This window comes from Pseudomonas sp. LLC-1, assembly GCF_002992185.1.
GTDB classification, from domain to species: Bacteria; Pseudomonadota; Gammaproteobacteria; order Pseudomonadales; family Pseudomonadaceae; genus Aquipseudomonas; species Aquipseudomonas monteilii.
This window is the reverse complement of the sequence record NZ_LUVY01000006.1, coordinates 54,117-65,668: the sequence shown is the minus strand read 5'-3', so window position 1 is coordinate 65,668 and position 11,552 is coordinate 54,117. Positions and strand designations below refer to the sequence as shown.

General features: G+C 65.9%; 8 protein-coding genes. All 8 read left to right on the top strand.

Going from position 1 to position 11,552, the window contains the following annotated elements; all coding sequences use genetic code 11:
* Nucleotides 1-13: 13 nt before the first annotated feature.
* The 8 genes from A0O30_RS04120 to A0O30_RS04085 all read left to right on the top strand — a co-directional run bounded on the left by A0O30_RS04120 (nt 14) and on the right by A0O30_RS04085 (nt 11,551).
* Nucleotides 14-1,450: a TolC family outer membrane protein gene (locus A0O30_RS04120; RefSeq protein ID WP_105945676.1), complete on the top strand. Its 1,437-nt coding sequence runs from the start codon at nt 14-16 to the stop codon at nt 1,448-1,450.
* Nucleotides 1,447-3,615, top strand: coding sequence for a type I secretion system permease/ATPase (locus tag A0O30_RS04115; RefSeq protein ID WP_105945675.1), 2,169 nt, complete (start codon nt 1,447-1,449; stop codon nt 3,613-3,615). Before A0O30_RS04120 ends, A0O30_RS04115 begins: the two co-directional genes overlap by 4 nt.
* Nucleotides 3,612-4,796: an HlyD family type I secretion periplasmic adaptor subunit gene (locus A0O30_RS04110; protein ID WP_105945674.1), complete on the top strand. Its 1,185-nt coding sequence runs from the start codon at nt 3,612-3,614 to the stop codon at nt 4,794-4,796. Before A0O30_RS04115 ends, A0O30_RS04110 begins: the two co-directional genes overlap by 4 nt.
* A 193-nt stretch (nt 4,797-4,989) precedes the next feature.
* Entirely contained in the window at nt 4,990-5,889 is a 900-nt protein-coding gene (locus tag A0O30_RS04105) for a chemotaxis protein (RefSeq protein ID WP_105945673.1), read from the top strand.
* Between the two features lie 88 nt (nt 5,890-5,977).
* Nucleotides 5,978-6,289: a hypothetical protein gene (locus A0O30_RS04100; protein WP_105945672.1), complete on the top strand. Its 312-nt coding sequence runs from the start codon at nt 5,978-5,980 to the stop codon at nt 6,287-6,289.
* Nucleotides 6,286-7,020: a YkgJ family cysteine cluster protein gene (locus tag A0O30_RS04095; RefSeq protein WP_105945671.1), complete on the top strand. Its 735-nt coding sequence runs from the start codon at nt 6,286-6,288 to the stop codon at nt 7,018-7,020. Before A0O30_RS04100 ends, A0O30_RS04095 begins: the two co-directional genes overlap by 4 nt.
* Nucleotides 7,021-7,298: 278 nt before the next feature.
* On the top strand, nt 7,299-8,462 hold the full coding sequence (locus tag A0O30_RS04090; RefSeq protein ID WP_105945670.1) for an efflux RND transporter periplasmic adaptor subunit: 1,164 nt from the start codon (nt 7,299-7,301) through the stop codon (nt 8,460-8,462).
* Nucleotides 8,459-11,551 carry a multidrug efflux RND transporter permease subunit gene (locus A0O30_RS04085; RefSeq protein ID WP_105945669.1) on the top strand — a complete coding sequence of 1,031 codons (3,093 nt, stop codon included), beginning with the start codon at nt 8,459-8,461 and terminating at the stop codon, nt 11,549-11,551. Before A0O30_RS04090 ends, A0O30_RS04085 begins: the two co-directional genes overlap by 4 nt.
* Nucleotide 11,552 lies beyond the last annotated feature (1 nt).

Here is an 11,552-nt window from a genome sequence, read left to right as displayed (position 1 = left end):
GTAAGGGAACTATGTGAAGCGAAGCAGTCCGCTGTCACCGCTGTTGCTGGGCGCCTTCGGGCTCCTGGTGCTGAACTTCCACCCGGCCGCCCAGGCAGCCGACGACATCGACCCACAACTTCGCCAGATCGGGCCATCGCTGTTACGCGATGCGCCCGAAGCGGTGCCCGCCCGCCCCGCTATCGGCATGGCCCCGGTGGCCAGTGGCGAGCGCCTGGGGCTGACCGACGCGGTGCTGCAAGCCGCGCAATGGCACCCCAGCATCGCCGAAGCCATCGGCAACCTGTACAAGCAGGGTGAAGGCATCAACGTCGCCCGTGCGGGGTATTACCCGCAGATTTCCGGCGGTATCCGCACCGGTTATGACACCGGTTACGGCGGTGACCGCAACAGCCAGGCACTGAACCTGTCGCTCAAGCAGATGCTCTACGACTTCGGCAAGGTCGACAATGCCGTCAGCGCGGCCCAGGCCGCCGCCGCCCGTGCCCAGGCCAACATCCTGTTGGTGGTCGACGAGCTGGCCCGCGACACGGCCTACGCCTGGATCGAAACCCGCCGCTACGAACAACTGATGACCATCGCCCGCGACCAGATTCGCGGGGTCGGCGACATTGCCGGGATGGCCCGCCAGCGCAGCGACATGGGCGCCAGCACCCGCTCCGACGTGGTGCAAGCCGAGTCCCGCGTGGAAAGCGCCCGCGCCACGCTGGAGGAATACCAGTCGCAATACGAACGCTGGCGTTCCACCCTGGCGGCCCTGATGGGGCGCGTTACCCCGCCAGCGCTGACCGAGCAAGCACCGCCCGAGCTGAACCAGGCCTGCAAACGGCCCTCGCAGGGCGATGACCGCCTGCCCGCCGTGCTGATGGCCCTGGCCCAGCGCGCCCAAGGCCAGGCCGAACTGGCCCAGGCCAAGGCCGAAGCCTACCCGACCCTGTCGTTGCAACCCCAGGTCAACCACTACCTGGACGACGACTACAACCGCGACAACGCACGCCTGGACCGCACCCAGGCCGGCATCTACCTGAACGTCGAAGTGCCCATCTACCAGGGCGGCGCCATCAGCGCCCGCACCCGCGCTGCCGGCCATGCGCTGACCGCCGCCGACTCCGCCGAGGATGCGGCACGCCTGCAGGCGCGTCGCGGCCTGGCCGAGGCCATGGCGCAAACTTCCGGGCTGGGGCGCCGGCTGACGTCGCTGGAGGCGCGCCAGGTCAGCATCCAGGAGGCGCGCATGCTGTACGGCCGACAGTACCTGGACCTGGGCACGCGGCCCCTGCTCGACCTGCTCAACGCCGAGCAGGAGATCTACCAGTCACGCTTCGAACTCGCCGGCACCCGCTCCGACCTGCTGCGCCTGGATGTCGACTGCCTGTACAACACCGGCGCCCTGCGCACGGCCTTTGGCCTTGAGGGGCGCAACCTGCAAGGGGTGGAGATCCAGCCATGACCGATTCCATCAATGTAACCCTGCCCAACCAGGCGCCCGCTGCTGCGCCCGAAGCGGCTCACCGGCCAGACCTTGGGCCATGGCTGGAAGTGATGCTGCAAGTAGCGCACCACTATCGCCTGGACGTGTCGCCACAACGCATTCGCCTGGCCGCCGTCGAGGACGCCCGCCCGCTGGACGAAATCCTCCGCCACATGGCGCGCCAGGCTGGCCTGGCCCTGCGCTTCGTGCGCTTCGATGCCAAGGGCTTGCGGCAATGGCGCACCCCGTTGGTGCTGGAGCTGGACGATGGCCAGCTGGCGGTGGTCGAGTCGGTCACTGAAGAGGACGACCTGGCGGTGGTGTTTGCCGGCGACCAGGGCCTGACCTCACGCCTGCCGCGTGACAGCCTCAAAGGCCGCATCAACCGTGTTGCCCTGCTGCGCCCGGCGCGGCCGCTGCGCGACGTGCGCACCGACGACTACACCGCGCCCTACGACCGCCACTGGTTCGCCCGCATCGTGCTGCGCGACCTGCGCCCGTATGGGCAAGTGATGGTCGCCTCGCTGGTGGCTAACGTGCTGGCCCTTGCGGGGGTGCTGTTCTCGATGCAGGTGTATGACCGGGTAATCCCGGCCGAATCGCTGCCCACCCTGTACGTGCTGTTTGGCGGTGTGGTGCTGGCGTTGGTGTTCGACTTCAGCATGCGCCTGCTGCGCCTTAAGGTGACCGACCTGCTCGGCAAGCGCGCCGACCTGCGGGTGAGCGACCTGGTCTACGGGCATGCGTTGCGCCTGCGCAACTCGGTGCGGCCGAAGTCCACAGGGTCGTTCATCTCGCAACTGCGCGAGCTGGAATCGATCCGCGACCTCATCACCTCCAGCACGGCCACGGTATTGGCCGACCTGCCGTTCTTCCTGCTGTTCCTGCTGGTGTTCTGGCTGATCGGCGGCGTGCTGGTGTTCATCCCGCTGGCCGCACTGCTGGCCATGGTAGTGCCCGGAGTGCTGGCACAGCGGCGCCTGGCGCGGCTGGCCAACGCCTCCATGCGCGAGTCGGCGCTGCGCAACGCCATGCTGGTGGAAAGCATCCAGGGCCTGGACGAAATCAAGGCACTGCAAGCCGAAGCGCGCTTCGAGCGGCAATGGAACCAGTACAACGCGGCCTGCGCCCACACCAACCTGCGCCTGCGCACCCTCACCAATGGTCTGGTGACCTGGACGCAGAACGTACAGGGCGCCGTGTTTGCCGTGGTCATCGTGATCGGCGCGCCCATGGTGATCGCCGGCGACCTCACCACCGGTAGCCTGGTGGCGGCGTCGATGCTGTCGTCGCGGATGATGGCACCGCTGGCGCAACTGACCCATGTACTGACCCGCTGGCAACAGGCCAAGGTGGCCCTCCAAGGGCTGGACAAACTGATGCAGTCCCCGGTCGACCACCCCGAAAGCGAGGCCCGCGTACACCTGCCGGCCATCCGTGGCGAGTACCGCCTGCGCCAGGCCAACTTCCGCTACAGCGAAGAATCGCCCCCAGTACTGAATATCGGCCAATTGGACATTCAACCGGGCGAGCGTATCGCCGTGCTCGGGCGCAACGGTGCCGGCAAGTCGACCCTGCTGCAAGCCCTGGGCGGGGCCATGGACCTGGTGCAAGGCGAAGTCAGCCTGGACGGCATCGCCCTGGCCCACCTCGACCCCGCAGACCTGCGCCGTGACGTCGGCCTGCTGCCGCAATACGCGCGCCTGTTCCACGGCACACTGCGGGAAAACCTCACCCTCGGTGCCGGCCAGGCCAGCGACCAGGAACTGGTTGCCGCGCTGGCGGCCACTGGCGCACTGGACTTCGTGCGCCGCCTGCCCAAGGGCATGGACCACCTGATTCTGGAAGGTGGCCTGGGTTTATCGGGCGGGCAGCGCCAGGCCCTGGTGCTGTCGCGCCTGCTGGTGCGCCAGCCACAGGTTTTGCTGCTGGACGAACCCACCGCCTCGCTGGACGACATGACCGAGCGCAAGCTGCTGGATAACCTGGAGCGTTTCTGCCAGGGCCGCACTCTGGTGATCGCCACCCATCGCCTGAGCGTACTGCAACGGGTCGACCGCATCCTGGTGCTCGACGGCGGGCGCATTGTCATCGATGACACGCGCGATGCCGCGCTGGCCAAACTGCAAGGAGCCCAGGCATGAGCAACCATGAACTCCCGGCCTCCTACCTGGATGGGCAGGACGACCAGGCGGTGTTCCGCGCCGGACGTATCATCACGATTTGTGCATTGATGCTGGCCGCGTTCCTGGCCTGGGCCGCCTGGTTCGAGGTGACCGAGGTGTCCACCGGCACTGGCAAAGTGATCCCCAGTTCGCGGGAGCAGGTGATCCAGTCGTTCGAGGGCGGCATCGTGGCGCAGATGAGCGTGGCCGAAGGCGACCTGGTCGAGCGCGGCCAGGTGCTGGCCCAGCTCGACCCGACCAAGACCGCCTCCAGCGTTGGCGAAAGTGAAGCCAAGTACCGCGCCGCCAAAGCCAGCCAGGCCCGCCTGCAGGCGGAGGTGACCGGCAAGCCGCTGACCTTCCCCGACAGCCTGCGCGACTCACCCGAGCTGATCGACGCCGAAACCGCGTTGTACCAGACCCGCCGTCGCGGCCTGGAGCAAACCCTGGCGGGCATCCAGGACTCACTGCAACTGGTGCGCAGCGAACTGAAGATCACCGAAAACCTGGCCAAGATGGGCGCTTCCAGCCGGGTAGAAGTGATCCGCCTTAACCGCCAGCGTTCAGAGCTTGAACTGAAAGCCAACGAAGCCCGCTCCGACTACCTGGTGCGGGCCCGGGAAGAACTGGCCAAAGCCAGCGCCGAGGCCGACAGCCTGTCGGAAGTGATCCGCGGGCGCAGCGACTCGCTTACCCGCCTGACGTTGCGTTCGCCAGTGCGCGGCATCGTCAAGGACATCGAGGTCAATACCCTGGGTGGCGTGGTGCAGCCCGGGGGCCAGGTGATGAAGATCGTGCCGATGGACGAACGCCTGCTGATCGAAACCCGCATCGCCCCGCGCGATATTGCCTTCATCCACCCGGACCAGGCGGCCAAGGTCAAGATCAGTGCCTATGACTATTCGGTGTACGGCGGGCTGGATGGCAAGGTGGTGGGCATTTCGCCGGACACCTTGCAGGATGAAGTGAAGCCCGAGATCTACTACTACCGGGTGTTCATCCGTACCGAGCAGGACAGCTTGCAGAACAAGGCCGGCAAGCACTTTGCAATTGTACCGGGGATGGTGGCCACGGTGGATATCCGCACCGGGGAGAAGACCATTCTGGATTACCTGATCAAGCCGCTGAACCGGGCCAAGGAGGCCCTGCGCGAACGGTAGCTGGCCCAGGGCCGCTTTGCGGCCCAATCGCCGGCAAGCCAACTCCCACCTCGACCGCATGCTCTTCAAGCCTTATGCAGTACCTGTGGGAGCTGGCTTGCCGGCGATTGGGCCAGAACAGGCTATACATCCCTAAAGCCCAGCCCGAACAGGCCGATAACCGGTTATCCCCTGTTCCCCACCGAAGGTCACCATGGCCACGCAAAATGCCCGCGCGGACTCGCTGTCCCTGCTGCTGTTCACCCTGCGCAGCGGCAAGCTGATGGCAATCAACCTGCTCAAGGTCAGCGAGATCATCCCCTGCCCGCCGCTGACCAAGCTGCCCGAGGCGCACCCCCACGTAAAAGGCGTGGCAACCCTGCGCGGCCATTCGCTGTCGGTCATCGACCTGTCCCGCGCCATTGGCGAGCGGCCCCTTGCCGACCCGGACGGCGGGTGCCTGATCGTCACCGAGATCAGCCGGTCGCGCCAAGGCCTGCATGTGCAGGCGGTCAGCCGCATCGTGCATTGCCTGAGCACCGACATCAAACCGCCGCCCTTTGGTTCAGGCAACCGCTCGTTCATCACCGGCGTAACCCGGGTGGACAACACCCTGGTGCAGGTGCTGGACATCGAAAAGGTCATCCATGCCATCGCCCCACCGGTGGCCGAACCGCCCCATGGCACCTTGAGCGAAGAAGACGCCAGCCTGCTGGCCGCCGCCAATATCCTGGTGGTGGACGACAGCCAGGTAGCCCTGCAGCAGTCGGTGCACACCCTGCGTAACCTGGGCATCGAATGCCACACCGCGCGCAGCGCCAAAGACGCCATTAACGTGTTGCTGGAACTGCAGGGTACGCCGCAGGAGATCAACATCATCGTCTCCGACATCGAAATGAGCGAAATGGACGGCTACGCCTTCACCCGCACCCTGCGCGAAACGCCCGACTTCCAGCACCTTTACGTGCTGCTGCACACCTCGCTGGACAGCGCCATGAGCAGCGAAAAGGCAACCCAGGCCGGGGCCAACGCCATCCTTACCAAGTTCTCCTCACCGGAGCTGACCGATTGTCTGGTGGTGGCCGCGCGTACCGTGGTGTTCACCGAGCGCTGATATATTCAGCGACAACTTCCCCGGCTTGCCGCCGGGGGTGAGTCGGGCATAATTCGCGCCCCTCGTAAGAAAACTGCCGGAACCGCGTATGAAGTTCTTCAGCTCCATCCTGATCAGCTGCGCCCTTTTCAGCGGTATCGCACAGGCCTCCAGCAGCCAGGCCTGGAACGAGCAGCGCCAACAGATGCTCAAGGCCTGCCTGGCTGCCAGCCAGTTCAAGGACGCCCACGCCCGTGGCAAGCCCGCCGAGTTCGATGACCAGGTGGGCATGAGCGCCCTGCTGATCGAAGGCGTGTACCCACAGAAGCACATGCAGCAGCGCACCGGCACCGAGTTGTGCCTGTACGATCGCCAGCACCAGCGTGCCTTTGTGAGCGAGTGGAGCCCGGAGGCCAAGTGAGCGACAGCTTGCGATTCGGCTGCACCGGTTGCGGCAAGTGCTGCACGGGCCACCATGTACCGTTGACGCTTGATGAAGCGCGACGCTGGGCGGACGATGCCGGCCAGGTAGTGGTGCTGATCGAGGCGTTCATCACCGACGGTCCCGGCATGCCGGCTGATCAGCGCGAGCATGTACTGCGCCGCTCCCATCCCGTGCACTGCGGCGACGGCGAAGCACGCGTGTCGGTGACCTTTGCCGCCTTCAACCCCGGGCGCTGCCGCAACCTCGACGACAACGACCTTTGCACCATCTACGACCAGCGCCCGCTGGTCTGTCGCATCTACCCGGTGGAAATCAACCCACACATTCCGCTGCGCCCGGACAACAAGGACTGCCCGCCAGAAGCCTGGCAGCAGGGGCCGGAACTGATCCACGGTACGCAACTGGTCGATGCGGAACTGGAAGTGCTGGTGCAAGCCTCGCGGCAGGCCGACCGGGACGACATTGCTGCCAAGGTGGCGGTGTGCCAGGCGCTGGGCATGACCACCAGTGCGCTCAAGGGTAATGGTTTTACTGCTTACCTGCCGGACATGGGGGCGTTTGCCACTGCGCTGGCGCAGGTGCATGGGGATGACGGGGGGCAGTGGACCTTGCATGTTCAGGATGAGGCGCTGGTCGCGAGCTTGCAGGGGCTTGGTTTGCGCACTACCAACGAAACTCCGGTGTATTACGCGTTCATTGGCTTCTAGCCTGACTCACTGCGAAAAGGCATACACGGTAATTGTGGGAGCGGGCGTGCCCGCGAAGAATACAACGCGGTGGATGGCACCGGCTCTGCCGGTGTTCGCGGGCGCGCCCGCTCCCACAGGGATCGCGCAAACTTTCACACAAGCCAGTGGCGCCCTGACCTTAAGGCCCGAAACTGACAGCGCTGTCAGCCAGCGGTCACGCTGCCGACCCGGTTCGGGGGCTATAAGATTGAGTACAGACTACCGTTCCCTCCCCTCTGGCCAAGGTGCCCGCACCGATGCGACGTCCGTCCCGCTCTGTCATCCTCGCCGCCCTGGCGCTTCTTGTCCTGGTGGTAGCGGGCAGCTGGTATAGCCAGCGCCAGCCTGCACCCGCTGCCCGTGCGCAGGCGGCCATCCCCGTGCGCGTGGTCAGCGTCGCCCAGCAAGACGTGCCGCGCTACGCCAGCGCCATCGGGACAGTTCAGTCGCTGCACAGCGTCGAAGTACGGCCACAAGTCGAGGGGGTACTCACCCAGGTGCTGGTGAAGGAAGGCCAGTGGGTCAAGGAAGGCGACCTGCTCGCCACCCTCGACGACCGCAGCATCCGCGCCAGCCTCGACCAGGCCCGCGCCCAGCTCGGCCAAAGCCAGGCACAAATCCAGGTGGCTGGCGTCGACCTCAAGCGCTACCGCCTGCTCAGCAGCGATGACGGCGTATCCAAGCAAACCCTCGACCAGCAACAGGCGCTGGTCAACCAGTTGCAGGCCACCGTCAAGGGCAACCAGGCCGCCATCGCCAACGCTGAAGTGCAGCTCTCCTACACGCAGATCCGTTCACCGGTTACCGGGCGCGTCGGCATCCGCAATGTCGACCCGGGCAACCTGGTACGCACCAGCGACACCCAAGGCCTGTTCAGTGTCACCCAGATCGACCCCATCGCCGTCGAATTCGCCCTGCCGCAGCAAATGCTGCCAACCCTGCAAAGCCTGCTCAAGGCACCCACCCCGGCGCTGGTGCAGGCCTACATGGACGCCGACGGCGACCGCAGCCTGCTCGGCGAAGGCCACCTGGCACTGATCGACAACCAGATTTCCGGCACCACCGGTACCGTGCGGGTAAAGGCCGAGTTCGACAACAAGGATGGCCACCTGTGGCCGGGCCAACTGGTCACCATCCGCCTGCGCACCGCCGTGGAAGAAAACGCCCTGGTGGTGCCGCCACCGGTGGTGCAGCGCGGCGTCGACGGGCACTTCGTCTACCGCCTGGACGGCGACAAGGTCACCAGCGTGCCGGTGAAGGTGCTGTACCAGGACAGCGGGCTGAACATCATTGCCGGGGTCAAGCCGGGCGAGCGCCTGGTGCTCGATGGCCAATCACGGCTCAAGCCGGGCGCGCGGGTCGAAGTCACGCCTGATGCTCCCGCGCCGTCGGAAATGGCCGACCGCCGGAGCCAGCCATGAACACGCGCAACGGTGTTTCTGCCTGGTGCATCGATCACCCCATCGCCACCCTGCTGTTGACCTTCGCCCTGGTACTGCTGGGGGCCATCGCCTTCCCGCGCTTGCCGGTGGCGCCGTTGCCAGAGGCAGACTTCCCGACCATCCAGGTGACTGCCCAACTGCCCGGCGCCAGCCCGGAAACCATGGCCTCATCGGTGGCCACGCCGCTGGAGGTGCAGTTCAGCGCCATCCCCGGCATGACCCAGATGACCAGCAGCAGCGCGCTGGGCTCGACCACCCTGATCCTGCAGTTCACCCTCGACAAGAACATCGACACCGCCGCCCAGGAAGTGCAGGCGGCGATCAACACCGCCACTGCACGCCTGCCGCAAGACCTGCCCAACCCGCCAACCTGGCGCAAGGTCAACCCGGCCGACAGCCCGGTGCTGGTGCTGACGGTCAGCTCCGACCAGATGCCCGGCAACGACCTCAGCGACTACACCGAAACCCTGCTGGCCCGCCAGCTGAGCCAGATCGACGGGGTGGGCCTGATCAACATCACCGGCCAGCTGCGCCCGGCCATCCGCGTGCAGGCGCAGCCCGAGAAGCTGGCCGCCATCGGCCTGACCCTGGCCGACCTGCGTCAGGCCATCCAGCAGACCAGCCTGAACCTGGCCAAGGGCGCGCTGTACGGCGAGCACAGCGTGTCGACCATCGCCGCCAACGACCAGCTGTTCCACCCCGAGGACTACGCGCAACTGATCGTCTCGTACCGCGATGGCGCCCCGGTACACCTCAAGGACGTGGCCAAGGTGATCAACGGTGCCGAAAACGCCTACGTCAAAGCCTGGTCCGGCGACCAGCCGGGGCTGAACCTGGTGATCTTCCGCCAGCCCGGGGCCAACATCGTCGATACCGTAGACCGGGTGCTGGCCGCCCTGCCCCGGTTGCAAGAGATGCTGCCAGCCTCGGTCGAAGTGTCGGTGCTGCAAGACCGCACCCAGACCATCCGCGCCTCGCTGCATGAAGTGGAACTGACGCTGATGATCGCCGTGGCCCTGGTGATCGGGGTGATGGCGCTGTTCCTGCGCCAGTGGTCGGCGACCATGGTGGTGTCCAGCGTGCTGGGCGTGTCGCTGATCGCCAGCTGCGCGTTGATGTACATCCTCGGTTTCAGCCTGAACAACCTCACCCTGGTGGCCATCGTCATCTCGGTGGGCTTCGTGGTCGACGATGCCATCGTGGTGGTGGAGAACATCCACCGCCACCTGGAGGCCGGCGACGACAGCCGCACGGCGGCGCTCAAGGGTGCCGGGGAAATCGGCTTTACCGTGGTGTCGATCAGTTTCTCGCTGATTGCCGCATTCATCCCGCTGCTGTTCATGGGCGGTGTGGTCGGGCGGCTGTTCAAAGAGTTTGCCCTGACCGCCACGGCCACCATCCTGATTTCGGTGGTGGTTTCGCTGACCCTGGCGCCAACCCTGTGCGCGCTGTTCATGCGCAGCCCACCCGGTGAACACAAGGGCGGCTTTGGCGAACGCCTGGTCGGGTGGTACGAAAAGGGCCTGAACCGCGCCCTCGCCCACCAGCGCCTGACCCTGGGTGTGTTTGGCGTGACCCTGGCGTTGGCGGTGGCCGGCTACGTGGCCATCCCCAAGGGCTTCTTCCCGTTGCAGGACACCGGTTTCATTCTGGGCACCAGCGAAGCAGCGGCGGATGTCTCGTACCCGTCGATGATCGAGAAGCACCAGGCGCTGGCCAAGATCATCGGGGCAGACCCGGCCGTGCGCGCGTTCTCCCATTCGGTGGGCGTTACCGGCAGCAACCAGACCATCGCCAACGGCCGTTTCTGGATCGCCCTCAAGCCACGTGGCGAGCGCGATGTGTCGGCCAGCGAACTAATCGACCGGCTGCGGCCCAAGCTGGCCCAGGTACCGGGCATTGTCCTGTACATGCGCGCCGGCCAGGACATCAACCTCAGCTCCGGCCCGTCCCGCACCCAGTATCAGTACGTGCTCAAGAGCAACGACGGCGAGGCCCTGAACCTGTGGACGCAGCGCCTGACCGACCGGCTGCGGGAAAACCCGGCGTTCCGCGACCTGTCCAACGACCTGCAACTGGGCGCCAGCGTCACCCGCATCGACATCGACCGCCAGGCCGCCGCGCGCTTCGGCCTGACCACCACCGATGTCGACCAGGCCCTGTACGATGCCTTCGGCCAGCGGCAGATCAGCGAATTCCAGACCGACACCAACCAATACAAGGTGATCCTGGAACTGGATGCGCAACAGCGTGGCAAGGCCGAGAGCCTCAACTACTTCTACCTGCGCTCGCCGCTGAGCAACGAAATGGTGCCGCTGTCGGCCGTCGCCCACGTGGCGCCGCCCAGCACCGGGCCGCTCTCGATCAGCCACGACGGCCTGTTCCCGGCGGCCAACCTGTCGTTCAACCTGGCCCCCGGCGTGGCACTGGGTGATGCGGTGAGCATCCTCGACCGCACCCAGCGCGAGCTGGGCATGCCCGACTCCATCAGCGGCAACTTCCAGGGCGCGGCCCAGGCGTTCCAGAGTTCGCTGTCGAGCCAACCGTGGTTGATCCTGGCCGCGCTGGTGGCGGTGTACATCATCCTCGGCGTGCTGTACGAAAGCTTCGTCCACCCGCTGACCATCATTTCCACCCTGCCCTCGGCCGGCCTGGGTGCGCTGATATTGCTATGGGCCATGGGCCAGGACTTCAGCATCATGGGGCTGATCGGCGTGGTGCTGCTGATCGGCATCGTCAAGAAAAACGGCATCCTGCTGATCGACTTTGCCCTGGAAGCCCAGCGTCATCAGGGCCTGACGCCGGAGCAGGCGATTCATCAAGCGTGCCTGACGCGCTTCCGTCCGATCATCATGACCACCCTGGCCGCCTTGCTCGGCGCGGTGCCGCTGATGTTCGGCTTCGGCACCGGCGCCGAGTTGCGTCAGCCACTGGGCATTGCAGTGGTCGGCGGCCTGCTGGTGAGCCAGGCCCTGACGCTGTTCACCACCCCGGTCATATACTTGGCCCTGGAGCGCCTGTTCCACCGCCGCCAGGCTGCCCGTGCGGCAGCGCCAAGTGCCAGCTAGG

Excerpts from the sequence above, each read along its gene's own strand:
- A0O30_RS04100 (WP_105945672.1), top strand. The coding sequence starts at position 5,978 with ATGAAGTTCTTCAGCTCCATCCTGATCAGCTGCGCCCTTTTCAGCGGT.
- A0O30_RS04105 (WP_105945673.1), top strand. The coding sequence starts at position 4,990 with ATGGCCACGCAAAATGCCCGCGCGGACTCGCTGTCCCTGCTGCTGTTC.
- A0O30_RS04090 (WP_105945670.1), top strand. The coding sequence starts at position 7,299 with ATGCGACGTCCGTCCCGCTCTGTCATCCTCGCCGCCCTGGCGCTTCTT.
- A0O30_RS04115 (WP_105945675.1), top strand. The coding sequence starts at position 1,447 with ATGACCGATTCCATCAATGTAACCCTGCCCAACCAGGCGCCCGCTGCT.
- A0O30_RS04085 (WP_105945669.1), top strand. The coding sequence starts at position 8,459 with ATGAACACGCGCAACGGTGTTTCTGCCTGGTGCATCGATCACCCCATC.
- A0O30_RS04110 (WP_105945674.1), top strand. The coding sequence starts at position 3,612 with ATGAGCAACCATGAACTCCCGGCCTCCTACCTGGATGGGCAGGACGAC.